This is a genomic window from Streptomyces sp. NPDC088350, assembly GCF_044753545.1.
In the GTDB taxonomy this organism is placed as follows: domain Bacteria; phylum Actinomycetota; class Actinomycetes; order Streptomycetales; family Streptomycetaceae; genus Streptomyces.
The window spans coordinates 100,561-124,763 of record NZ_JBIVNL010000018.1 but is presented as its reverse complement, the minus strand read 5'-3'; the positions used below and the strand labels follow the sequence as shown (position 1 = coordinate 124,763).

The following is a 24,203-nucleotide window of genomic DNA, read 5'->3' as shown; positions in this document are numbered from 1 at the left end:
TCTCAGCCCGCGAGACGGTGAAGGCATGGTCACCGCCGTTCGTCACCTCGGACCCAACTGGTACGCCTCCGTCATGGGCACCGCCGTCGTCGCCACGGCCGGCGCCGGGCTCCCCGGCGACCTCCCGGGCCTGCGCACGGCCTGCACCGCCGTCTGGGCCCTCTCCCTCGCGATGCTCCTGGCCCTGCTCGCCGCCCGCACCCTGCACTGGACCCACCACCGCGACCAGGCCCGCGCCCACCTCCACGACCCGGCGACGGCCCCGTTCTACGGCTGCCTCGCGATGGCCCTGTCGGCGGTGGGCGGCGGTGCCCTGGTCGTCGGCCAGGACTGGATCGGGATGCGGGCGGCGGTCGTACTCGACGCCGTGCTGTTCGGGGCCGGTACGGTCGTCGGGCTCACGGCCGCCGTCGCCGTCCCGTACCTGATGGCCGTACGGCATCACGTGCACCCGTCCCAGGCGACCCCCGTGTGGCTGCTGCCCGTCGTCGCGCCCATGGTGTCCGCCGCCCTCGGACCGCTCCTCGTGCCCCACCTGCCGCCCGGACAGCCCCGGGAGACCCTGCTCCTCGCGTGCTTCGCGATGTTCGGGCTGAGCCTGCTGGCCACCCTGTTGATGCTGCCGCTGGTCTTCGCCCGGCTCGTCGCCGGCGGACCCATGCCGCTCACGCTCACCCCGACGCTCTTCCTCGTGCTGGGTCCGCTGGGTCAGTCCACCACCGCCGTCGGCAAGTTCGCGGACTTCGCCCCCGGTGTCGTACCTGCCCCGTACGCCCACGGCTTCAGCCTCCTCGCCGTCCTCTACGGCGTCCCCGTCATGGGCTTCGCCCTGCTCTGGTTCGGCTTCGCCACCGCACACGTCGTACACGCCCGCCGCCGGGGCATGGGCTTCGCGATGACCTGGTGGGCGTTCACCTTCCCGGTCGGCACCTGCGTCACCGGCGCCGAGTCCCTGTCCCGCCACACCGGCCTCGCCGTCTGCGACGGGCTCGCGATCGTCCTCTACGGCGTACTGGTCGCCGCCTGGGCCACCGCCGCCGTGCACACGGCACGCGGGCTGGTCAGCGGCGAGCTGCTCGCAGGGCCGCGCCCAGCACCCGTGGCGCTTCGGCCAGTGACGGCCCGTACCACGTGAGGTGCCTGCCGCCGACGAGCGCGCACGGCAGTCCCGGGAAGGCCTCCGGTCCGTCCTCGGGCGTGAAGCGGTACGGCTCGTCCGGGAGGACCACCAGGTCGGGGACCTTCGCCCGCAACTCCTCGATCGCGGCCCGCGGATAGCGCTCGCCGTGATCCGCGTACACGTTCTCCACTCCCAGCCGGGACAGCGCATCGCCCGCGAAGGTGTCCCGGCCCAGCACCATCCAGGGGCGGCGCCAGACGGGGACGACGGCGGTCAATCGGCTTTCGGGGGCCGGGAGTTCCGCCCATGCCCGCTCGGCCTCGTCCAGCCAGCGCGGTCGTGGCGGCGCTCCGCACGCGTCGAGAACCCGGGCCAGTTCGCGGAACGCCTGCGGGACGTCACGCACTTCGGTGACCAGGACCTCAACACCCGCCTCCCGCAAGGCCGTCAGGTCCGGCGCGCGGTTCTCCTCCTCGTTGGCGATCACGAGGTCGGGAGCGAGGGCGAGGATCGGGTCGAGTTTCGGGTTCTTGGTGCCGCCGACGCGGGTGACGTCGAGGCCGGGCGGGTGGCTGCACCAGTCGGTCGCGCCGACCAGAACTCCCGGCGCCGACACGGCGATCGCCTCGGTCAGGGACGGGACGAGGGAGACGACGCGCATCAGCGTGGGCGGTCCTGGACCGCCTCGATGTGCTCGGCCACCGCGACGACGACCACCCGGGTGTCCGGCACGGTCGCGCGCCAGCGGTGCCGGACGCCTCCGGTGAGGTACATGGTGTCGCCGCGGACGAGGCGGTACGCGCGGCCCTCCGCCTCGATCTCGACGGCGCCGTCCGCGACGTACATCAACTCGTCGTTGCGGTGCTGGAATTCGCGTCCGGCGTCGTGGTCGCCGGTGAACTCCGAGGCGTGCAGCTGGTGGTGGCCCCGCACCAGGGAACGCATCCGGGGTTCGACGGCCGGCTCGGCGTCCTCCGCGCGGACGACGTCGACGCTGCACGCGGGGTCGGCGGCGGCGAGGAGTTCGACGGCCGTGGTGCGCAGGGCGTCGGCCACCTTCTCCAGGGAGCTGCGGCTGGGGCGCGCGCGGTCGTTCTCGACCTGGCTCAGGAAGGGCACCGACAGGCCGCTGCGTTCGGCCACGACGGCGAGGGTCAGCGACAGCGCGCGGCGGCGCCGCCGTACGGCCGCGCCCACCCGAAGGGGCTGTTCTTTGTGGTCGCCCATCGCTCCGGCTCCCTCCTTCGCTCGTCGGTCCGTGGCCGCTTCCGCGGCTACTTCTGAAACCGCGTCTGATGAGTTCTCTGCACCCTACGCATGTTCGGCAAACCGTTTCATGCGCCTGTCACATCCACGTCACACAGCGTGCGATCGGACCCCATGTTTCGCGCCAGTGGATCGGTTGGCCTTGCGGGTCGGCGAGGGTCGGCCGGTGCGACAAATGCTCCTTTCCGTTCAATGCGCGCACGGACGCCCGTGTTCCCGCTCGCCGCTCGGGCCCGATCACGGGGCTTCGTAGCGCTATGTGGTTGGCCGGATCCTTTCCGTGCTGGACGGGGGTTGCCGTGGGGCGCCGGCCCGTCACTCCTGGGTGCCGATCGGGCCGCCTGCCGTGTTCACCACTCCGGGCGACAAGGAGCGGGCCGTGGTGCCGATGCCGGGGTGGGTGACGATCCTGCTGGTGCCTGCTGGTGCCTGCTGGAGTGCTGGAGATCGCCGGTGCGCCAGCGGCTGCCCGGTGGGCTGCTCTCGCTTTCGTCCCGCGCCGACACCTGACCGTCCGCGCGGTGCGGCATGATGCGTGACGTGACCGGACGACTGATGCTTCTCGACACCGCCTCGCTCTACTTCCGCGCCTACTTCGGCGTCCCGGAGTCCGTGAAGGCACCGGACGGGACGCCGGTGAACGCCGTGCGCGGGCTGCTCGACTTCATCGACCGGCTGGTCAAGGACCACCGTCCCGAGCAGCTGGTGGCGTGCATGGACGCGGACTGGCGGCCGCAGTGGCGGGTCGACCTGATCCCCACCTACAAGGCGCACCGCGTCGCCGAGGTGCGCGAGAGCGGCCCGGACACGGAGGAGGTGCCGGACACGCTCTCCCCGCAGGTGCCGATCATCGAGGCGGTCCTCGACGCGGTCGGCATCGCGCGCGTGGGCGTCGAGCCGTACGAGGCCGACGACGTGATCGGCACGTTCACCGCGCACGCCAAGGGCCCGGTGGACATCGTCACCGGCGACCGCGACCTGTACCAGCTCGTCGACGACGCCCGCGGGATCCGGGTGCTGTATCCCCTCAAGGGCGTCGGCATGCTGCAACTCACGGACGAGGCGGTGCTGCGCGAGAAGTACGGAGTCGACGGCCGGGGGTACGCGGATCTGGCGCTGCTGCGCGGCGACCCCAGCGACGGTCTGCCGGGGGTGCCGGGCATCGGCGAGAAGACGGCGGCGAAACTGCTCGCCGAGTTCGGTGACGTGCCCGGGATCATGGCGGCGATCGACGACCCCAAGTCGAAGCTGACCCCCTCGCAGCGCAAGCGCCTCGACGAGTCGCGGCCGTACGTCGCGGTCGCGCCCAAGGTCGTACGGGTCGCGGACGACGTACCGCTGCCGGATGTCGACCCGACGCTGCCGCACGCCCCGCGTGATCCGGAGCTGGTGGGCGCACTGGCGGAGCGCTGGGGGCTGGGCGGATCATTGACCCGACTGCTCACCACGCTGGGCGCGTAAGCATTGTTCTTGCCCTTGCTTTCTTGCCTTTCACAGAGGATGTAGTGCTAACTTAGGTAAGCCTAAGCATGGGAACCCGGGAGGCCGTCATGGCAGAACGTCCGGCACGGAAGCCGCGAAAGCCCTACTCCGCGCAGGTCGTCCGCACCGAACGCCTGACTCCCCACATGCAGCGCGTGGTGCTCGGTGGCGAGGGTCTGGCCGAGTTCTCGGCGGACACCTGCACCGACCACTACGTGAAACTGCTGTTCCCGGCCGGGGGCGCGACCTACCCCGAGCCCTTCGACATGGAGCGCATCCGCGAGGAGTTCCCCCGCGAGCAGTGGCCGGTGACCCGCACCTACACCGTGCGCGCCTGGAACCCCGAACACCTCGAACTCACCCTGGACTTCGTCATCCACGGCGACGAGGGCCTCGCCGGGCCGTGGGCCACCCGCGTCCAGCCCGGCGAGACCGTCCACTTCATGGGCCCCGGCGGCGCCTACGCCCCCGACGCGGGCGCCGACTGGCATCTGCTCGTCGGCGACGAGAGCGCGCTGCCCGCGATCGCCCGCACCCTGGAGTCGCTGCCCGAGGGCGCCACGGCACACGCCTTCGTGGAGGTCTCCGGCCCCGAGGAGGAGCAGAAGATCGACTCCGACATCGAGGTCGTCTGGCTGCACCGCGGGGACCGTCCCGTCGGCGAGGCGCTCGCCGAGGCCGTACGGGCACTGGAGTTCCCCGACGGCCGGATCCACGCGTTCGTGCACGGCGAGGCCGCCTTCGTGAAGGACCTGCGCGCCCTGCTGCGGGTCGAGTTGGCGATTCCGCGCGAGGATCTGTCGATCTCCGGCTACTGGCGGCTCGGGCACAACGAGGACGGGTGGCAGGCGTCGAAGCGGGAGTGGAACGCGAAGATCGAGGCGGAGCAGGAAGGCGTTGCCGCGTAAGCGCTCCACTGGGGGTGCCACGACGGGCCGTTGGTGAGTGCGGCACGGTCGTGGCTGGTCGCGCCCACGCGGCGGAGCCGCATATCGACACAGCCCCGCGCCCCTTTCGGGGCGCTATACCGACCGTTGGTATGACCTGAACGTGCGGATCGACAGCCAGACCGCCACCACCGCCAGCCCCAGCAGCGCGCCGCCCCGGCTGAGTACGTCGCCCCAGTCGGGATGCTCGGACAGCGCCGAACGGCCCGCCACCATCGCCCAGTTGAGTGGGTTGAAGTCGGCGGTGTGGCGCATCCAGGAGGGCATTTGGGACGGTGCCATGAAGGCGCTGGACAGGAAGGTCAGCGGTAGGAGCAGGAAGGTGTTGATGCCGATGATGGATTCCCGCTCGCGCACCAGCATGCCGAGCGCGTTGGAGAGTGCCCCGAAGATGGTGCCGAGCAGCACGGAGGCTACGACCAGGATCGCGATGCCGCCGATGCCGCCGGGGTAGTCGGCGCCGCCGAGCAGTCCCAGCAGCACGATGATCACCGACTGGAACGCGGTCACCAGGCCGTTGTTGACGACGTTGCCGTTCATCAGCGCGGCTCGGCTGACCGGGGTGGTCAGGAAGCGGTTGAGGGTGCCGCGCTGGATCTCCTCCAACGTGCCCATGCCCGCCCACATGTTGGAGCTGAGGGCGCTCATCGCGACCACGCCGGGGACGAGGTAGTCCAGGTACGAGGTGGTGCCGAAGCCACCGAGTTCGATGACCTTCTTGAAGAGGTTGCCGAACAGGAACAGCCAGATCACCGGCTGGACGAGGGTGATGACCGCGAAGGCGGGCTGCCGTGCGAACACCATGAGTTGACGCTGCGTCATGTACCAGGTCTGGGATACGGCTGCACTCATCGCGCACCTCCGGCGAGGGCGACGGCAAGCTGCTCGGTGCCGTTGGAGTCGGCCTCGGAGTAGCGGCGGCCGGCGTAACGGAGGTAGACGTCGTCGAGCGACGGACGGGCGACGGTCGCGGCGGCGACCCCGACGCCGACGCGCTCGAACGCTGCCAGCAGTACGGGCATCGCGGTCGCTCCGTCGTCGGCGCGGGCACTGACCCGGCGCCCGTCGACCAGCACCTCGTGCACGCCCGGCAGTCCGACGAGGGTGCTCCGCAGGAGCGTACGACCGGCGTCGCCGAGCGCTTCGCGCAGCTCCAAGTGGACGGCGTCGCCGCGGAGTTCGCCCTTGAGGGAGTCGGGGGTGCCCTCCACGACGACCCGGCCGCGGTCGACGATCGCGATGCGTTCGGCGAGCCGGTCGGCCTCTTCGAGGTAGTGCGTGGTGAGCAGGATGGTCAGGCCCTCCTCCCCGGCCAGCCGGCCGATCTCGTCCCACATCGCCGTGCGGGCCTCCGGGTCGAGGCCGGTGGTGGGCTCGTCGAGGAACAGCACCTCGGGCCGGTGCACCAGGCCGAGCGCCACGTCCAGGCGGCGCCTCATTCCGCCGGAGTAGCCCTTGACCGGGCGCTTGGCGGCGTCGGCGAGGGTGAAGCGGTCGAGGAGTTCGTCCACCCGCCTCGTGAGGGCGGCGCCCTTCAAGCCGTAGAGCCTGCCCTGGAGTTGGAGGTTCTCGCGGCCGGTCGCCGTCGGGTCGGCGCCGGAGTTCTGGGCGACCACGCCGATCGCGCGGCGGACCCGGTCGGGGTGGCGCAGGACGTCGTGGCCCGCGACGGTGGCCGTGCCCGAGTCGGGGCGGGCCAGGGTGGTGAGGATCTTGACGGTGGTGGACTTGCCGGCGCCGTTCGGGCCGAGGAGGCCGAAGACGGTGCCGGGTTCGACGGTGACGTCCATGCCGTTGAGGGCGGTGACGTCGCCGGGATAGGTCTTGATCAGCTGACGCGCCTCGACCGCGGGCGCACGGGTACCACTCATGACGACTGCTCTCCCTGTGTGGGCGGATGTGTGCAAGGGCACGACTGATCCGCGTGAAGAGCGCCGGGCTATCCTGGGTGTGCCGCACCTCGATCGCCTGGCTCTGCCGCACGGCGGGTCAGTTCGGGGTTCGAGACCCCGGCGGGGCTGCTGCAACAGCCCGGTCGGGGTTCTTCTCGTCTAGGTGAACTCCGGTGGCAGCTCCCCCGTCTCGTGGAAGTGGCGCCATCCTTCGACGCCGGGCATCGAGCCCTTCCTGATCTCCTCCAGGAAGCCGCGGACCCAGTCGGCCTGCGCCTCGACCATGTGCAATTGGTACTCGGTCTCCACCAGGAACAGCCGGGGCACCGACTCGTACAGCTTCTCCAGCGCGCCGCGCTCGCTCGCCGCCCGCACGTCCAGGTTCTTCACCCGCTCCTCCAGGAGCGTCACCACCTCGTCGGGTGGCAGGGCGCCGAGCAGGGACAGGGCGGTCTCGAAGATCGGGTACTCCTTGACCGGGCGGGCCAGCAGCTCGGACAGCCACTCGGCCATCTCCTCGCGGCCGGTCTCGGTCAGGCCGTAGACCGTGCGCTCGGGGCGGTTGCCCTTCCGCTCTATGTCGGCGACCTCGACGAAGCCGTGCTTCTCCAGGTTCTGCACGACCGTGTAGAGCGAGCCGTAGTTGATCTTCGTGCTGGTGTCCTTGCCCTGGCGGCGCAGGGTCTGGGCGATCTCGTACGGATGCATGGGCTTCTGCCAGAGGGTGACCAGCACGGCCAGGGCCAGCGGATTGCTCAGCTTGCGACGCTTCCCGGTCATCGGGGTCACCACCTCCGTCCGCACCTCGTATCCGAATATCCGTGACCGAACATATCGCGAGTCCGAGGCAAGCGTCAACACACACGATGTATCGCGTTCCTGATGCCATGGCAAGAGCGTGAGAACTTAGGCCCGCACCGGACACGGCGCGGTGACGTGGCCGAAACAGCCTCTCCCTAATTTCTGTCACCCGACAGGAATTCGCGCCGAAGGCAGGTGCCGCCGTGGCCACAACCACCCCCTCCGACGTTCGCCCCGATCCGCCCCGCTCCCCCGACGACGGCTCCCTCGCGGAGTTCGGCTACCGCCAGGAGCTGCATCGCAGCCTCGGCCGGTACGCGTCGTTCGCGGCCGGGTTCTCCTTCATCTCCGTACTGACCACCGTCTTCCAGTTCTTCGCCTTCGGGTACGCGTTCGGCGGCCCGGTCTTCTTCTGGGCCTGGCCGGTGGTGCTGGCCGGCCAGCTGCTGGTGGCCGCGTGCTTCGCGGAGCTGGCCGCGCGCTATCCGATCTCGGGCGCGATCTACCAGTGGTCCTCGCGTCTCTCGAACGCGACCTTCGGCTGGTTCGCCGGCTGGATCATGGTGATCGGCCAGATCGTGGTGGTGGCCGCGGCGGCGCTCGCGCTCCAGATGGTGCTGCCGGCGATCTGGTCGGGCTTCCAGCTGGTGGGCACCGACCCCACGCCCACCTCACCGGACGGCGCGGCCAACGCGGCGGTCCTGGGCGTGATCCTGCTGGTCCTGACGACACTGGTGAACATCCTCGACAACCGCGTGATGTCGGTGATCAACCGGGTCGGAGTGACGGCGGAGATCATCGGCGCGATCCTGATCGTCGTCCTGCTGCTGACCCACTCGAAGCGCACGCCGACCATCACCTTCCACACGACCGGCAGCCTGGAGGGCGGACTCCTCGGCGCGCTGCTGGTCGGCTCCTTCACGGCGGCGTACGTGATGATCGGCTTCGACAGCGCCGGCGAGATGAGCGAGGAGACCCACAACCCGCGCCGCACCGCGCCCCGCACGATCCTCACCGCGCTCACCGCCGCGGGCCTGCTCGGCGGCCTGATCATCCTCGGCGGCCTGCTCGCCGCCCCCAGCCTGACCGACGGGCACCTGGGCGTCGACGGCCTGAGCTACGTCCTGACGAGCCGCCTCGGCGACGGGGTGGGCAAGGCCCTGCTGGCCGACGTGGTGGTGGCGATCGCGGTCGCGACCCTCGCCATCCAGACGGCGGCCTGCCGCATGCTCTTCTCCATGGCCCGCGACGGCCAACTCCCGTTCTCCGGGCGCCTGTCCAAGGTCAACCCCCGCACCGGCATGCCCAGCGCCCCCGCCATCGTCGTAGGCGTCCTCGCGGCGGCCCTGCTCCTCCTCAACTTCGCCTCCCCGGACGCCTTCCTGGCCATCGGCACCACCTGCATCGTGATGCTGTACCTGGCGTACGCGATGGTGACGGGCCCGCTCCTGCTCCGCCGCGTGCGCGGCGAGTTCACGACGGACGGCACGGACGAGACGGGCGCCCGCCTATTCTCCCTGGGGCGGTGGGGGGTGCCGGTCAACGCCCTGGCCCTTCTCTACGGCCTCGTCATGACCGTCAACCTGGCGTGGCCGCGGGCCGCGGTGTACGACCCGGCGGGCGGGCACTGGTACTTCCAGTGGTTCACGGTCCTGTTCCTTCTGGCCACCGTGGGGATCGGGGCCCTGTACCGGTGGAGGCGGGCGCAGCGATAGGCGGTCTCCGCGCCGGGCGCCGGCGAAGGCCCGCGGCCCGGCGCGGGAGGGACGCCACTTCCCGCCCCCGCGGGGACAACTCCCGCCCGTTTCCCACCAGTTCACTCCCACAGCCGTGACCGAAAGGGACCCGACTCTTTCGTATCGATGCTACACATGACAACATTTCAACCAAGTGCGCCCCTCGTATGCCGTCGTACGCTCCTACTCGCTCCTTCTCTGGGATCGACACCGCGCGCACGCTTGGGATTCAAGCCAGAAGTGGGATGTTCTTGCGGAGGCTCGTGGTCATGGCATCAAGGTGCGTCGAAGTGGCGGCAGTATCCCCGGACATGCTCGCCTGGCAGGGCAGCGCACAGGAGGCCCTGGCGCATATGTCAGAAGCACGGGGCATTCAGGAACTGCTGCATCTCTCGCACGAAATGTGGTGCGGACCGAATTGCCCTCGCGGTACGGCATGCACGTACCTGCACTACCCACGAGAACCCGTGACAGCCTTCCGTCCCGCGACCACGAGGTCCCGCTACAACAAGCAGACCGCTCACCTGTACACCGTGATGGGCGCGGGGGGCTACGTGGGCCCGGTCTCGCAGTCCCACCGGATCAATGTGTGGCCGTTGCTGGACAAGGTGCTGGAGCGGTGGGACACGTCCGGGGGACGACTGAGCGCGGCCCCGGAACACTATGCCGACTGGACGAAGAAGCGTGACGCCAGCGCCGCCGACACGGTGTCACGCGCCTGCCGGGACACCATCCAGTGGATGGCGTGCTGGTGCGGTGACCAGTACGGCGCGGATCCGCTGGGGCTCCACTACATCGCCTTCGCCACCATCCTCGACGACATCTGCGTACCGCCGCTCGACCTGGTCAACGGCCGCTTCCGCATGTACGGACGCTCCGTACGCGATCTGGCGCGGGCCATGGACGCGGCCGGCTGGGGGCACGACGCGGTCCACGCGCTGCTGTCCCTGATCAGGCAGTCCATCGCGCAGTACGCGGAGAAGATGGACTTCCGCCCGGGAGACGCACACGTCGGACTCCACGACGAGCTGAGGAATTCGCCGAGCATGTGGGACGGTGTCATATTCCGCGGGAATACCGGAAACGCATATGGAACCGCCATCATGGTTGCCCGGAACAGCGGTACGGGTCCGGTTTCCTTCCCCTGGCTCATGGACAGCGCCGTGTGCGACTGCCTCTCCATGGACCTGTGCAAGTCGATGCTCGGCATCTACTCGGTGGACAATCACCAGCCGACGTCGAATGGCCACCGGTCGGAGAAAAGGAAGGCCAGCTACCGGTCCATCTACCTCGACCTCATCGACGATCTGGTCTTCACCGGCGCACCCGAGCCATTGGTTCATTTCGGCCGCAGCGGTTTCCTCTTCGTGCAGATTCAGGACCGGTACCAGGAACGCCGGTATGGAGAGCGATTCCCGCTGGCTCCGCCGATGGCCCGCGAACTCAGGCGGCTTTTCGGCGAGAAGCCGACAAACGAATGGCTCGACTCCGTATTCGCCGGCGGCGAGGAGAATACGGCTCACCACCTCGTGTGGTCGCACCGTCGCGCCGGATGACGGGCCGGGGCCGGCGTCGGATCGCCGTGGCGCTGCCCCCGGACGCGAGCTGATCAGCGGCTTTCCCCGGGGCCCGTAGGCTTGACGGTGATGAGACGCAAGCCACGGATCCCGCCCCCTCCCCTGCCGCAGCTGCACGGAGTGGATCCGGTGCGGGTGCGCCTGCCCGCGGAGGGTCCGTGGGCCACCGTTCGCGCCTACCTGGTGGAGCGGCTGTCCGGCGCGGGTGCCGGCGTCGTGGACGGGATGTTCGGCGCGGGGAGGTTCGTCGGGGCCGACGGACGGGCCGTGGCCCCCGACACGCCGTACGCACCGGGCATGTTCGTGTGGTTCCACCGGGACCTGCCCGACGAGGTGCCGGTGCCGTTCCCGCTGGAGGTCGTGCACCGGGACGAGCACATCGTCGTCGTCGACAAACCGCACTTCCTCGCCACCACCCCGCGCGGCAGCCATGTCGTCGAGACGGCACTGGCCAGGCTCCGCAGGGAGTTGGACATCCCGGCCCTCGGCGCCGCGCACCGGCTCGACCGACTCACCGCCGGGCTGGTGCTGTTCACGGTGCGGCCCGAGGAACGGGGCGCGTATCAGGCGCTGTTCCGGGAGAAGCGGGTGCGAAAGGAGTACGAGGCCGTCGCCCCCTACGCCTCCGGGCTGCCCCTCCCGACGACCGTGCGCTCCCGCATCCTGAAGGAGCGGGGCGTGCTGGCCGCGCGGCAGGTCGAGGGCGAGGTGAACGCGGTCAGCCGGGTCGAGTCGGCCGAGCGGCGCGGTGATCTCGCCCGGTACCGGCTCGTGCCCAGTACCGGGCAGACACATCAACTGCGGGTCCACATGAGCGCGTTGGGCGTGCCCATTCTCGGCGATCCGCTGTATCCCGTGGTGACCGACCCCGTGCCGGACGGTGATTTCCGGCGACCGCTCCAACTGGTGGCCCGGGCGCTGGAGTTCACCGATCCGGTCACGGGAACGGAGCACAGGTTCCGGAGTGCGCGCGCTCTCGAAGCGTGGAACTCCTACGGCGACTGGGCCGGTCAGTAGCCGCGCCACCAGAGCAGGAAGCGGCGCCAGGCACCCATCGGGCGAGCCGGTTGCCCGGGTACCGGCGCCGCAGGCACCGCCGGCGCCGTCGGCCGGGGTTCCGGGGCGGCGACGGCCGGCTCGGGCCGCACGGTGCCGATGTGCCAGTCCGCGCGCTGCACCGGGACGGGCGCGTGGCCGGGCTTCGCCTCCACGTCCTGCTGGGACTTCGGCTCGAAGCGCACCGGCAGTTCCACCAGGTGGCGGTTGGAGATGGACTCCCGCCAGCGCAACTCGTCCTCCTCGCAGTCGAGTCGGACGTCGGGGAGGCGGGACAGCAACGCGTCGACGCCCACGTCGGCGATGGCACGGCCGATGTCCTGGCCGGGGCACTCGTGCGGGCCGCCGCTGAAGGCGAGGTGCGAGCGGTTGCCCATCATGTTGGCCGACAGGTCGGGGCGGACGCGCGGATCGACGTTGCCCGGCGCGATGCCCAGGAGGAGGCCGTCGCCCTTGCGGATGCGCTGGCCGCCCAGCTCGGTGTCCCGCTTGGCGAAGTAGGCGAACACGGTGCTGAACGGCGGCTCGTCCCACAGGGACTGCTCGACCGCCTGCGGCACGGTCATCTGGCCTCCGTTGAGCTGGGCGCGGAAACCCGGGTCGGTCAGCACCAGCCGCAGGACGTTGGCGAGGAGGTTGGTCGTGGCCTCGTAGGCGGCCATCAGGACGACGCGCAGGTGCTGGCCGACCTCCTCGTCGTCGAGCCGCGCCGGGCTGTTGATCAGGTGGCTGGTGAAGTCGTCCTCGGGTGCGGCCCGGCGACGGGCGGTGAGCCGCATCAGGGCGTCCATGACGTACGCGTTGCTGGCGATGGAGGTCTCGGTGCCCTTGAGCATGTCGCGGGCGGCGTGCACCATCCGGTCGTTGTACTCGTCGGCCATGCCGAGGATCTCGCACATCACCGCCATGGGCAGGTGCTCGGCGTACTGGCCGACCAGGTCGGCCCTGCCCTCCTCGCAGAACTGGTTGACGAGGTGCTGGGTCGCACGGTTGATGTGGCGGCGGACGCCCCGGTGGTCGATGGTCGACATGGCGGTGGTGACCGCGCCGCGCAGTCGCACGTGCTCCTCGCCCTCGGCGTGGGCGCAGATGGGCTGCCAGGCGAAGTGCGGCATGAGCGGGTGGTCGGGTTTGACCGTCCCGTCCCGCATGGGGCCCCACAGGCGGTTGTTCTTGCAGAACTGCGTGGGTGTGCTCACCATCTGGAGGTTCTCGCTGTGGCCGAGCACCACCCAGACCGGCACGTCCTCGTGCAGCAGCGCGGGGGCCACGGGGCCGTGCTCCTCGCGGAGTTCCTCGTACACGGCTCCCAGGTTCTCCGCCCCGGGGCCGTACAGCCGACGCAGCCCGCCGGGGCCGATGGCGTGCGCGGGGCAGCCGGGGGGCGGGGCGGCCCGGTGGTCGTCCGTACCGGCCGGAGAGAGGGGTTCAGGCGTCACGATGATCGCTCCGAGGCTGAAGTGGATCCGGTGTCTTGTCAGGGGCGGGGTCCCCGGATCGAGCGGTGCGAACGAAGCCGGGAACGCGGACATGTGCGGGGCTTGCGGGGCTCACGTGGGGGCCTTCGCCATCTCCAGCGCATGCAGGAAGCGCATCAGGGTCATCAGGACGTCCCGGCTGGAGGCGCGGCGGCGCGCGTCGCACTCGACGATGGGGATGTCCGGGGCCAGGTCGAGCGCCGTCCGCAGGTCCTCGACCGGGTAACGGGGGCCGTCCGGGAAGGAGTTGACGGCGATGACGAACGGCACGCCGCGCTCCTCCAGTCGTCCTATGACGTCGAAGCTGACTTCGAGGCGGCGGGTGTCGATCAGCACCACCGCGCCGAGCGCGCCCTCGAAGAGGCCGTTCCACAGGAACCAGAAGCGTTCCTGGCCGGGGGTGCCGAAGAGGTACAGCACCAGCTGGTCGGTGATGCTGATGCGGCCGAAGTCCATGGCGACGGTGGTGGCCGTCTTGCTCTCGGAGCCGTAGTCGTCGTCGACGCCGACGCCGGCCTGGGTCATGGTCTCCTCGGTGGTCAGCGGCCTGATCTCGCTGACCGAACCGACCATGGTCGTCTTGCCGACCCCGAAGCCGCCGACGATCACGATCTTCACCGCGGCCTGGGCCGTGTGCGGGAGATGGTCCTCGGTCCGTGGCCCCGTGATGGTGTCAGAGCTTTTGAAGTCCATGCATCACCGCTTCGAGGAGGGAACGGTCGGGGAGCGCCTGGCGGACGATCGGGGCGCGCGCCTGCACCAGTTCGGCCGTCAGCAGCTCGGTGAGCAGGACGGTCACCACGCTGTACGGCAGGTTGAGATAGGCCGACAGCTCGGCCACGGACAGGGGGGCGATACAGAGCCGGAGCAGGGCCGCCTGCTCGGGGGTCGCGGACTGCGGCGCGTCGGAGCGGGCCACGATCAGCGTGACCAGGTCCAGTTCGGCGCGGTCGCCGTCCTCGGCCGCGCCGGTGAGCACGTACAGCCGCTCCGGGATCTTCCCTTCGCCCTGTTTCTTGCCGGGTTCGGGCGGCGGTCCTTCCTTGGGATGTCGCCGCCGGCGTTGCGGAGGAGTCATACGGTCTGCCCGTTGCGCCTCGGCGGGCTGGTGAGGTGGGCGCCGATTCTGACGACGAGGTCGCGCATGCGGTTGCTCATCAGGCCGGGTTCGGCGACCACGTCGGACAGGACGGCCAGGTAGGCGTTGGCGCCCGCGGCCATCAGGTAGAAGTAGCCGCCGTTGATCTCGATGATGACCATCTTCATCCGGCCGTCGCTGCCCGGGATCTCGGAGGCGACGGCGCCCGCCAAGCTCTGCAGTCCGGCGCAGGCCGCGGCGACGCGGTCGGCTGCGTCGGGGTCGCCGCCGTAGCGGGCGATGCGCAGTCCGTCGGCGGAGAGGACCACGATCTGCTGGATGCCGGGCACGCCGTCGGCGAGATCCTTGAGCATCCAGTCGAAGTTGGCTCGCTGCTGGATCACTTGAGGTCCCCCTCGTCGTCGGCCTCGATACGGGCCGGCTCGGTCTTCTGGATGAAGGCGTTCGGGTCCGGGTCACCCTTGAGGCCTTCCATGAACGCCTCGACCCACAGGCCCGGTTCGGGTTCGTCCTTCTGCTCCGGCTCGGGCTCGGGTGCCCCCCAGGCGGCGCGGGCCTCCCGGGCGGCGGCCTCGGCACGCTCGGCGGCGGCCTGTTCGGCGTACCGCTGGGCGAGCGGGATCTTGACCCGGCTGCGGCGCTGCGGCAGGCCGCCCGCCGTCCACTCGGTGACCTCGGGAATCTCGTCCTCCATGCTCACCGAGGCCGGGATGCGCGGGCTGGTGGGGCGCCGTCGTTTGACGGTGCGCTTGGGGCCGTCGACCGCGCCGAGTTCCGCCTTGGGCAGGGCGGTGGCGCCGATGCCGTGCGCGAGTCCGGGTGCGGTACCGGGGGTGAGCATCTCGCTGGGCACGATGAGGACGGCGCGGACGCCGCCGTAGGCCGAGGCGCGCAGCGAGATCTGCATGTTGTACGTCGCGCAGAGCCGGCCGACGACGGCGAGGCCCAGACGCGGGCTCTCGCCGAGGTCCTGGAGGTCGGTGCCGGCCTTGGCGCGCTCCAGCATGCCCTCGGCGCGGGCCCGTGACTCCTCGCTGAGGCTGACGCCGCCGTCCTCGATCTCGATGGCGACACCGGTCTGCACCTCCACGGCGGTGACGTGCACCTTGGTCTGCGGGGGCGAGTAGCGGGTGGCGTTGTCGAGGAGTTCGGCCGCCGCGTGGATGACCGGCTCGACGGAGATGCCGCGGATGTTGACCTTGGCGATGGAGTGCAGCTCGATGCGCCGGTACTCCAGGATGCGGGACATGGCGCCGCGCAACACGCTGTACAGCGGCACCGGTTCGGGCCACTGGCGGCCGGGGCGGCCACCGCCGAGCACCGAGATGGAGTCGGCGAGACGGCCGATCAGCGCGGTGCCGTGGTCGATGCGCAGGAGGTCGTCGAAGACCTCGGGGTTGCGGCCGTGGTCCTCCTCCATCTCCCGGAGTTCCTTGGCCTGTTGGTGGACGATGGCCTGGACGCGGCGGGCGATGCTGACGAAGGAGCGCTGCGCGGAGTCACGCATGTTCTCCTCGCGCTCGACGATCCTGAGCACGGTCTTCAGCAAGTCGCGCTGCGGACCGGGAAGTTGCCGCCACTCGGGATCGCTGTCGACGACTTGGCGAATCACCTCTACGGGGGATTCTCCACTGCTGAGCCGGTAGAGCGTGGCGGGCAGGATCTCCTTGCCGAGCCGGACCATCTCCTGGGTCTGGTCGGCGAGCCGCCGTTCCAGATACGCGGTGTGACGGTCGTGCTCGGCGCGCAGGTCCCGCAGGTTGCGTCCGCGGCGTACCGCTTCGGCCGCCGTCGCGATCACCAGGAGTGTGGCCACGACACCGCACCAGCCGACGGCGATCCGGGCAGGCCCCGCCACCAGGGCGACGGCGGCCCCGGTCGCCGCGGCCATCACTATGGCAGGCGGCAACAGCACGCGCGCGTAGGGAAGTTCACGGCCACCGGGAGGCGATTGAACACTCACCATGTATGCCCTCTGAGACAGGTCGGCTGGGGGGATGGGGGGATTCCGGGGGGAGCTTCTGTATCTTTTGCATGTTTGGGAACAAGCGCACGAATACAGCCCAACTCGGTGCGCTGCGGGCGAGCTTAGTCCGACCGGATCATCGCTGTGTCATATTCAGCAAGCCTCTGAAAAGGGACACGCGACAGGAGTACCCTCAGCCCATTTATACGCTGCGGCTTCATTCGCACACGATGAGTAACGGCGCTTGGGCATACGAAAATCACTCACCGTAACGAGTGAAGCCTCTGTTCCGGATCAGATTCCGGCGATGCGCAGCGCGGCGTCGGCCGTCGCCTCGGCGAAGGCGGACACGGGGCGTTCGGGGTCGGAGCGGTGCACGAGGATGACGCCCTCGATCAGCCCGAACAGCAGATCCGTACGCAGCTCCAGCTCGCTCTTCACGAGCGCCCCGCCCGCAGCGGTCGCGGCGAGCAACTGCCGGTAGGCGTCCTTGAGTTCGGCGCGTACGGCGTGGAAGCCGGCGAAACGCTCGGCGCGCACCTCGGGCAGCAGATAGAGCCCGCCGAGGTTGTGCGAGCCGCCGCACAGCAGCTCGACGTCGGTGCGGCACAGCTCCCAGAGCCGGTCCTCGGCCGGGGTGGCGTCGTCCGCGAGGAGCTGCCGGGCGCAGGCCAACGAGGGTGTGACCGTGGACTCCAGGAGGTCCGCGAGCAGCTCCTCCTTGCCGGAGACGTAGTGGTACATGGACGCCTGCCGCATGCCCGCGCGCTCCGCGACGGCCCGGGTGGTGGTGGCCGCGTAACCGCGGGTGGTGAACAACTCCGCCGCGGCGGCGAGGAGTTCGGCACGCGGGGACAGTCCGCTGTCCGGCCGCTGATCGGCCCGGGGCCTGCCGACCCGGCGGCCCCCCTGTGCACCTGGTGTCCCCATGCGTTCGATCCTCGCACACGACCCCGCACGGCGAACGCCCGGTGATCTTCGTGAGGGCTCGGTAACCGACCGGCAACATCCGGGCAACCCCGGCGACCCGACCACCTCCTAATTTCTGTCGAGCGACAGAAATGTCGTACGCCCGAGATGTTCCCGCAGCCGGAGGTCCCCCGCGATGGCGACAGCGACCACTTACGGAGCCCGCGCCCATGCCCGATCCCAGGAGGGCAGGCGCGCCGAGGCCATGCCCGTCGTCCCGGCCGGCGACTGGCCGGCCCCGCCCTGCGAGGCGGGCCACCTGGTGTGGGCCGAGACGGTCGCGGGCGGCAACTACACGCACCGCGTCCTGGCCCGCGGCACGGAACTCCGCCTGACCGACCTGCGCGGCGACGCCTGTGCCCACCTGCTCCTGTACGCGGCCGACCGCCCCTGGGAGCGCCTGAACGTCGCCGACACGGTCAAGGTCCAGTGGAACGCCTACCTCGGCGAGGGCCAGCTCCTCCTCTCCGACCAGGGCCGCGTCCTCGCCTCCCTCGTCGCCGACACCTCCGGCCGCCACGACGCCCTGTGCGGCACCTCCACCCTCGTCCGCAACACCGAGCGCTACGGCGACGGCACCCCGCAGTCCGACTCCCCCGCCGGCCGCGAGCTGTTCAAGCTGGCCGCCGCCAAGAACGGCCTGGAGCCCCGCGACCTGCCCCCGTCCCTCTCCTTCTTCCAGGGCGTCGAGGTCCGCGACGACGGCTCCCTCGGCTTCACCGGCTCGACCGGTCCCGGCGGCAGCGTGACCCTGCGCACCGAGCAGGACGTGACCGTACTGATCGCGAACGTGCCCCATCCGGTCGATCCGCGCGACGACTACGTCAGCACCCCGCTGGAGGTGCTCGCCTGGCGCGCCGAGGCCACCAAGCCGGGCGACCCGCTGTGGGAGGCCACGCCCGAGGGCCGCCGCGCCTTCCTCAACACCACGGAATTCCTTGCCGCAAGGGGGCTCGCATGAGCACGACCGTCGTTCCCGCCCGCGCCGCGTGGTCCGCCGTCGTACGGACGGGCGAGACACTCACCATCACCGACCTGCACGGCAACCAGGCAGTCGACTGCCTCGTCTACGACGCCCACGACACGTCGGTCCGCTACAGCGCCCCCGACACCATCCACGCCCAGGGCAACCTCTTCCTCACCACCGGCAGCGTGCTGATGTCCAACGAGCACACCCCGCTGATGACCGTCACCGCCGACGAGGTCGGCCGGCACGACACGGTCGGCGGAGCATGCTCCAAGGAGTCCAACACCCTGCGCTACGGCCACCACACCTGGTCGCAGCACGCGTGCGTGGACAACTTCCTCGCGGAGGGCGCCCGTTACGGCCTCGGCAAGCGCGACCTGGTCTCCAACATCAACTGGTACATGAACGTGCCGGTCGAGAAGGACGGCACCCTCGGCATCGTCGACGGCCTCTCCGCGCCAGGTCTGAAACTGACCCTGCGCGCCGAACGCGACGTCCTGGTCCTGGTCTCCAACTGCCCCCAGATCAACAACCCTTGCAACGGCTTCGAGCCGACGGCCGTGGAGATGACGATCGTTGAGGCCGTCTCCCAAGGGGATGCCGCATGACCTTCGACACGCTGCTGATCGCCAACCGGGGCGAGATCGCCGTCCGCATCATCCGCACGGCCCGCGAACTCGGCCTGCGCACGGTCGCCGTGTACTCCGACGCCGACCGCTCGGCCCCGCACGTACGGCTCGCCGACGAGGCGGTACGGCTCGGCCCGGCGCCGGCCAAAGAGTCCTACCTGGACGCCGACCTGGTCCTCAAGGCGGCCAAGGACACCGGCGCGGGCGCGATCCACCCCGGCTACGGCTTCCTCTCCGAGGACGCGGCCTTCGCCCGCCGCTGCGAGGACGCCGGAATCGTGTTCGTGGGCCCGACGCCCGCACAGCTGGAGCTGTTCGGCGCCAAGCACACCGCACGGGCGGCGGCCGAGGCGGCCGGAGTCCAACTGGCGCCGGGCACCGGCCTGTTGGCGGACCTGGACAAGGCACTCGCCCAAGCCGCGCTGATCGGCTACCCCGTCATGCTCAAGGCGACCGGCGGAGGCGGCGGCATCGGCATGTCGGCATGTCGCTCCGCCGACGAACTGACCGAGGCCTGGGAGCGGGTGCAGCGCGTCGCCGCCGCCTCCTTCTCCTCGGCCGGAGTCTTCCTGGAACGCCTCGTCGAGCACGCCCGCCATGTAGAGGTGCAGGTCTTCGGCGACGGCGACGGCAGGGTCGTCGCCTTCGGCGACCGCGACTGCTCCCTCCAGCGCCGCAACCAGAAGGTGGTGGAGGAGGCCCCGGCACCGGGACTCCCCGACGCCGTGCGCGCCCAACTCGCCGCCAGCGCCCGCGACTTGTGCGCCTCGGTCGGCTACCGCTCCGCCGGCACGGTCGAGTTCGTCTACGACGCCGGACGCGAGGAGGCCTACTTCCTGGAGGTCAACACCCGTCTCCAGGTGGAACATCCGGTCACCGAGGAGATCTACGGCGTCGACCTCGTCGCCTGGATGCTGCGCCTGGCCCGCGGCGAGCGGGACGTCGTCCAGGACCCGGGCAGCCCGCGCGGCCACGCCGTCGAGGCCCGCGTCTACGCCGAGGACCCGTCCCGCGAACACCGGCCCAGCGCGGGCCTGTTGACCCGGGTCGAGTTCCCGTCCGGCGTGCGCGTCGACGGCTGGGTGGAGACCGGCACCGAGGTGACGACGTCGTACGACCCGATGCTCGCGAAGGTCATCGCGTACGGCTCCGACCGCGCCCACGCGCTCCAGCGGCTCGACGAGGCGCTGGCCCGCACCCGCGTGGACGGCATCGAGACCAACCTGGGCCTGGTCCGGGCGGCGCTGGCGGAGCCGGACTTCCGTACGGCCACCCACTCCACGGCGACCCTCGCCGATGTCACCGACCCCACTGCCCGCATCGAGATCATCGCGGGCGGCACCCTCACCACGGTCCAGGACTGGCCGGGGCGCACCGGCTACTGGCAGGTCGGCGTGCCCCCGTGCGGCCCGATGGACGACCTCTCCTTCCGCCTCGGCAACCGCGCGCTCGGCAACGAGGACGGCACCCCCGGCCTCGAATGCACCCTCCAGGGACCGACGTTGAGGTTCACCCACGCCACCACCGTGTGTGTGACCGGCGCCCCGGCACCGGTGACCGTGGACGGCACCCCGGTCCCCCAGTGGGAGCCGATCACCGTGCCCTCGGGCGCGGTCCTGGAGATCGGCGCCCCGGCCGAACACGGCCTGCGGACCTACGTGTTGTTCGCGGGCGGCCTGGACGTGCCCGCCTTCCTCGGCAGCGCGAGCACCTTCACCCTGGGCCGCTTCGGCGGACACGGCGGCCGGGCCCTGCGCACCGGTGACGTCCTGCACGGCGGCACGGTCGCCCAGGGCACACCCGTACCCGCCGCCGACCGGCCGGCCTTCGGCGCCGTATGGGAGGTGGCGGCGGTCGAAGGCCCGCACGCGGCACCGGAGTTCTTCACCGAGGACGACATCCGCGACTTCTACGCGGCCGACTGGAAGGTCCACTTCAACTCGGCGCGCACGGGTGTCCGGCTGGTGGGCCCGAAGCCCCGCTGGGCACGCACCGACGGCGGCGAGGCAGGCCTGCACCCGTCCAACATCCACGACACCCCGTACTCGGTCGGCGCCGTCGACTACACGGGCGACATGCCGGTACTGCTCGGCCCGGACGGCCCGTCCCTCGGCGGCTTCGTCTGCCCGGCGACGGTCATCAGCCAAGAGCGCTGGAAACTGGGCCAGTTCAGGCCGGGCGACACGGTCCGCTTCGTCCCGGTGAACGTCGACGGCTCCCTCCGCCCCGACATCGTGGACGGCGGAATCCTGGCCAGGGACGGAGACGTCACGTTCCGCCGCAGCGGCGACGACAACCTGCTCGTCGAATTCGGCCCCATGCAGCTGGACCTGGCCCAACGCATGCGGGTCCACGCCCTCATGGAGGCGGTCGCGGAGGCCGACTTCGAAGGCGTCACGGACCTCACCCCCGGCATCCGCTCCCTCCAGATCCAGACGGACCCGAGCCGCCTGCCCCAACACGAACTCCTCGCCGCCGTAAGGGAGACAGCGGAGGCATTGCCACCCACCGACCAACTGATCGTCCCCTCCCGCACGGTCCACCTCCCCCTCTCCTGGGACGACCCGGCGACCCGCGAGGCCATCGCCCGCTACATGGCCGGCGTCCGCGACGACGCCCCCTGGTGCCCCTGGAACATCGAGTTCATCCGCCGCGTCAACGGCCTTGACTCGGTCGACGACGTCTACGGCACGGTCTTCGACGCCGAATACCTCGTACTCGGCCTGGGTGACGTCTACTTGGGCGCCCCCGTGGCGACGCCCCTTGACCCCCGCCACCGCCTGGTGACGACGAAGTACAACCCGGCCCGCACCTGGACGGCCGAGAACTCGGTCGGCATCGGCGGCGCGTACCTCTGCATCTACGGCATGGAGGGCCCCGGCGGCTACCAGTTCGTGGGCCGTACGACCCAGGTGTGGTCGGGCTGGCAGCAGCGCGGCGCGTTCGAGCAGGGCTCCCCCTGGCTCCTTCGCTTCTTCGACCGCATCAAGTGGTACCCGGTGGAGCCGGACGAACTCCTCGACCTCCGGGCAGACATCACCTCCGGCCGCTTCGTCCCCCGCATCGAGGAGGGCACGTTCTCGCTCGCCGAGTACGAGGCGTTCCTCACCGAGAACGCCGAGTCCATCGCGGAGTTCAGGTCCCGGCAGCAGACCGCGTTCGGCGCGGAACGCGATGCCTGGGAGGCGGCGGGCGAGTTCACCCGGGCGGAGGCGGCAGCCGCCCCGGCACCCCCGCAGGCCGAGGTGACGGTCCCGACGGGCGGACGCCTGGTGGAGGCCGAATTCGCCGCGTCCGTATGGCAGTTGAACGTGGAGCCGGGCGACGAGGTGACAGTCGGCCAACCCCTCCTGGCCCTGGAGGCGATGAAGATGGAGTCCAGGGTCCACGCCCCGATGGCCGGCGTGGTGACCGAGATCCTGGCCAGGCCCGGCGACCAGGTCGAAGCGGGCACGGCGTTGCTCGTCCTCGCCCCCGCAAGCTGAACCTCACGCCGAACCGCAAGGAGCACCGAGAGATGTCGACCATCGTGTCCCGAGTCCGCGCCGCCTACGCCCGCATCGAGGCGGTGGCCCGCCCCGAGATCTGGATCGACCTGCGCCCGCAGGCAGAGGTCGAGTCCGAGGCGCGGGCCATAGCCGATCGAGTGACGGCGGGCGAGCAACTCCCCCTAGCCGGGCGCCTGTTCGCGGCCAAGGGCAACATAGACGTCCATGGCCTTCCGACGACGGCGGGCTGCCCGTCGTACGCCTACGAGCCGGAGGCCGACGCCCCGGTCGTCGCCCGTCTCCGCGCGGCGGGCGCGATCGTCCTCGGCAGCACGAACCTCGACCAGTTCGCCACGGGCCTGGTCGGCACCCGCTCCCCGTACGGCGCGGTCCGCAACGCCCACGACCCGGCGCGGATCAGCGGCGGCTCCAGCGCCGGTTCGGCCGTGGCCGTGGCCCTGGGCATCGTCGACTTCGCCCTCGGCACCGACACGGCGGGCTCGGGCCGGGTCCCCGCCGCATTCAACGGCATCGTCGGCCTCAAGCCCACCCGGGGCCTGGTCCCGACGGCGGGCGTGGTCCCGGCCTGCGCCTCGATCGACTGCGTGACGGTCTTCGCCCGCACGCTCCCCGAGGCCGAGCAGGCCCTGTCCTTCATGGCCTCCCCGTCGGCCCGCGACCTCCCGCCCCTCCCCCAGCGAGCCCCCGGCCCCTGGCGCATCGCGGTCCCGCCACGGGACCAGTTGGGCGAACTGGACGAGGGCTGGGCGGAGGCCTACGAAGCGGCGGTGGAGCAGCTCAGGAGCGCGGGCGCCGAGATCCGCACCCTCGACCTCACCCCCTTCACCGAAGCGGCGGCGATGCTCTACCAGGGGGCGTTCGTGGCCGAGCGCTATACGGCGGTAGGGAGCTTTGTCGACAAGGCGATCGCAGACGGCGCGGCGGACCTGGACGCCACGGTCACCGGCATCATCACCCGAGCCCGCGACCTCCCGGCCCACCAGCTGTACACCGACCAGGACCACCTGACGGCCCTGCGCACCCAGGCCCTCTCCGAACTGGCCGACGCGGACGCCCTGTTGCTCCCGACGACCCCGGGCCACCCCACCCTGGCCGAGGTGGCGGCCGACCCGCTGGGCGCAAACGCCCGCCTGGGCCGCTTCACCAACTCCACGAACCTCTTCGACCTGGCGGCGGTGGCCGTCCCTTCGGGCAAGGTGAACGGGCTGCCCTTCGGCGTCATGCTGATCGGCCCGACGTTCACGGACGACCGCCTGGCCCGCATCGCACGCGACCTGGAGCCATCGGTCCAACTGGCAGTCGTAGGAGCCCACTTGACGGGCCAGCCCCTGAACCCCCAACTCCTGTCCCTGGGCGCCCGTTTGGACCGCACGACAACAACGGCCCCGGTGTACCGCTTGCACGCCCTCGCTACGACTCCGCCGAAGCCGGGCCTTGTGCATGTGGGAGAGGGCGGCGCAGAGATCGAGACGGAGGTGTGGCGCCTACCGGCGGAGGGACTGGGCCGCTTGCTGGCAGCACTCCCCCGCCCCATGACACTGGGCAGCGTGCAACTGGCAGACGGCACAAGCATCCCGGGCTTCCTCTGCGAGCCGGCGGCACTGGAAAACGCCGAGGACATCACAACCTACGGCGGCTGGCGACCGTACCTGGGCTCTTAAAGAGGCGCGAGGCCAACTCCCCAGGGGCGCGGGGAACTGCGCGACCAG

Annotated in this window: 21 protein-coding genes; 10 read left to right on the top strand and 11 right to left on the bottom strand. The window is 70.6% G+C overall.

Annotation, left to right across the window (positions count from 1 at the left end):
• Positions 1-25 precede the first annotated feature (25 nt).
• Positions 26-1,135, top strand: coding sequence for a TDT family transporter (locus ACIQBL_RS43915; protein ID WP_401953481.1), 1,110 nt, complete (start codon positions 26-28; stop codon positions 1,133-1,135).
• On the opposite strand, the gene ACIQBL_RS43910 is transcribed toward ACIQBL_RS43915, so the two are convergent.
• Together ACIQBL_RS43910 and ACIQBL_RS43905 are read right to left on the bottom strand one after the other, a co-directional pair.
• Positions 1,062-1,781 carry a helical backbone metal receptor gene (locus tag ACIQBL_RS43910; RefSeq protein WP_401953478.1) on the bottom strand — a complete coding sequence of 240 codons (720 nt, stop codon included), beginning with the start codon at positions 1,779-1,781 and terminating at the stop codon, positions 1,062-1,064. The two genes, ACIQBL_RS43915 and ACIQBL_RS43910, sit on opposite strands and share 74 nt — an antisense overlap.
• On the bottom strand, positions 1,781-2,347 hold the full coding sequence (locus tag ACIQBL_RS43905; RefSeq protein ID WP_401953475.1) for a helix-turn-helix domain-containing protein: 567 nt from the start codon (positions 2,345-2,347) through the stop codon (positions 1,781-1,783). The genes ACIQBL_RS43910 and ACIQBL_RS43905 overlap by 1 nt, the downstream gene beginning before the upstream one ends.
• Before the next feature lie 570 nt (positions 2,348-2,917).
• Between ACIQBL_RS43905 and ACIQBL_RS43900 the strand changes: the two genes are divergently transcribed.
• Both ACIQBL_RS43900 and ACIQBL_RS43895 read left to right on the top strand, forming a co-directional pair.
• The gene (locus ACIQBL_RS43900) at positions 2,918-3,847 is read left to right on the top strand and encodes a 5'-3' exonuclease H3TH domain-containing protein (RefSeq protein WP_401953600.1); all 930 of its coding nucleotides are present in this window, start codon (positions 2,918-2,920) and stop codon (positions 3,845-3,847) included.
• Positions 3,848-3,936: 89 nt separating this feature from the next.
• Complete coding sequence (locus ACIQBL_RS43895) at positions 3,937-4,776, top strand: siderophore-interacting protein (protein WP_401953472.1); 840 nt, start codon at positions 3,937-3,939, stop codon at positions 4,774-4,776.
• Positions 4,777-4,890: 114 nt separating this feature from the next.
• Here the strand turns inward: ACIQBL_RS43895 and ACIQBL_RS43890 are convergent, their stop codons facing one another.
• From ACIQBL_RS43890 to ACIQBL_RS43880, 3 genes are all read right to left on the bottom strand, one after another.
• Positions 4,891-5,667 (bottom strand): ABC transporter permease, encoded by a 777-nt coding sequence (locus ACIQBL_RS43890; protein ID WP_401953469.1) that lies wholly within the window; start codon positions 5,665-5,667, stop codon positions 4,891-4,893.
• Positions 5,664-6,686 carry an ATP-binding cassette domain-containing protein gene (locus ACIQBL_RS43885; protein WP_401953466.1) on the bottom strand — a complete coding sequence of 341 codons (1,023 nt, stop codon included), beginning with the start codon at positions 6,684-6,686 and terminating at the stop codon, positions 5,664-5,666. Before ACIQBL_RS43885 ends, ACIQBL_RS43890 begins: the two co-directional genes overlap by 4 nt.
• Before the next feature lie 180 nt (positions 6,687-6,866).
• The gene (locus tag ACIQBL_RS43880) at positions 6,867-7,487 is read right to left on the bottom strand and encodes a PadR family transcriptional regulator (RefSeq protein ID WP_401953463.1); all 621 of its coding nucleotides are present in this window, start codon (positions 7,485-7,487) and stop codon (positions 6,867-6,869) included.
• Positions 7,488-7,711: 224 nt separating this feature from the next.
• On the opposite strand from ACIQBL_RS43880, the gene ACIQBL_RS43875 reads away from it, so the two are divergent.
• From ACIQBL_RS43875 to ACIQBL_RS43865, 3 genes are all read left to right on the top strand, one after another.
• On the top strand, positions 7,712-9,223 hold the full coding sequence (locus ACIQBL_RS43875; protein WP_401953460.1) for an amino acid permease: 1,512 nt from the start codon (positions 7,712-7,714) through the stop codon (positions 9,221-9,223).
• Positions 9,224-9,555: 332 nt separating this feature from the next.
• On the top strand, positions 9,556-10,800 hold the full coding sequence (locus tag ACIQBL_RS43870; RefSeq protein WP_401953457.1) for a hypothetical protein: 1,245 nt from the start codon (positions 9,556-9,558) through the stop codon (positions 10,798-10,800).
• 90 nt (positions 10,801-10,890) lie between these two features.
• Entirely contained in the window at positions 10,891-11,838 is a 948-nt protein-coding gene (locus tag ACIQBL_RS43865) for an RluA family pseudouridine synthase (RefSeq protein ID WP_401953455.1), read from the top strand.
• Here the strand turns inward: ACIQBL_RS43865 and ACIQBL_RS43860 are convergent.
• The 6 genes from ACIQBL_RS43860 to ACIQBL_RS43835 all read right to left on the bottom strand — a co-directional run bounded on the left by ACIQBL_RS43860 (position 11,832) and on the right by ACIQBL_RS43835 (position 17,350).
• Entirely contained in the window at positions 11,832-13,316 is a 1,485-nt protein-coding gene (locus tag ACIQBL_RS43860; RefSeq protein WP_401953452.1) for a cytochrome P450, read from the bottom strand. The two genes, ACIQBL_RS43865 and ACIQBL_RS43860, sit on opposite strands and share 7 nt — an antisense overlap.
• 111 nt (positions 13,317-13,427) lie before the next feature.
• Positions 13,428-14,048 (bottom strand): GTP-binding protein, encoded by a 621-nt coding sequence (locus ACIQBL_RS43855; RefSeq protein ID WP_401953449.1) that lies wholly within the window; start codon positions 14,046-14,048, stop codon positions 13,428-13,430.
• A complete protein-coding gene (locus ACIQBL_RS43850) occupies positions 14,029-14,433 on the bottom strand; it encodes a DUF742 domain-containing protein (protein WP_401953446.1) in 405 nt (134 codons plus the stop codon). Before ACIQBL_RS43850 ends, ACIQBL_RS43855 begins: the two co-directional genes overlap by 20 nt.
• A complete protein-coding gene (locus ACIQBL_RS43845; RefSeq protein ID WP_019066134.1) occupies positions 14,430-14,837 on the bottom strand; it encodes a roadblock/LC7 domain-containing protein in 408 nt (135 codons plus the stop codon). The genes ACIQBL_RS43850 and ACIQBL_RS43845 overlap by 4 nt, the downstream gene beginning before the upstream one ends.
• Positions 14,834-16,420, bottom strand: a complete 1,587-nt coding sequence (locus ACIQBL_RS43840; protein WP_401953443.1) for a sensor histidine kinase — start codon at positions 16,418-16,420, stop codon at positions 14,834-14,836. Before ACIQBL_RS43840 ends, ACIQBL_RS43845 begins: the two co-directional genes overlap by 4 nt.
• Positions 16,421-16,714: 294 nt before the next feature.
• Entirely contained in the window at positions 16,715-17,350 is a 636-nt protein-coding gene (locus tag ACIQBL_RS43835) for a TetR/AcrR family transcriptional regulator (protein WP_401953441.1), read from the bottom strand.
• A 175-nt stretch (positions 17,351-17,525) separates the two neighbouring features.
• Between ACIQBL_RS43835 and ACIQBL_RS43830 the strand changes: the two genes are divergently transcribed.
• From ACIQBL_RS43830 to atzF, 4 genes are read left to right on the top strand one after another with little or no spacing between them, the layout of a single operon-like run.
• On the top strand, positions 17,526-18,350 hold the full coding sequence (locus ACIQBL_RS43830; protein WP_401953438.1) for an urea amidolyase associated protein UAAP1: 825 nt from the start codon (positions 17,526-17,528) through the stop codon (positions 18,348-18,350).
• The gene (locus ACIQBL_RS43825; RefSeq protein WP_401953436.1) at positions 18,347-18,964 is read left to right on the top strand and encodes an urea amidolyase associated protein UAAP2; all 618 of its coding nucleotides are present in this window, start codon (positions 18,347-18,349) and stop codon (positions 18,962-18,964) included. The genes ACIQBL_RS43830 and ACIQBL_RS43825 overlap by 4 nt, the downstream gene beginning before the upstream one ends.
• Positions 18,961-22,470, top strand: coding sequence for a 5-oxoprolinase/urea amidolyase family protein (locus ACIQBL_RS43820; protein ID WP_401953434.1), 3,510 nt, complete (start codon positions 18,961-18,963; stop codon positions 22,468-22,470). The genes ACIQBL_RS43825 and ACIQBL_RS43820 overlap by 4 nt, the downstream gene beginning before the upstream one ends.
• Positions 22,467-24,155: an allophanate hydrolase gene (gene atzF, locus ACIQBL_RS43815; protein WP_401953597.1), complete on the top strand. Its 1,689-nt coding sequence runs from the start codon at positions 22,467-22,469 to the stop codon at positions 24,153-24,155. The genes ACIQBL_RS43820 and atzF overlap by 4 nt, the downstream gene beginning before the upstream one ends.
• The last annotated feature ends 48 nt before the right edge of the window (positions 24,156-24,203 follow it).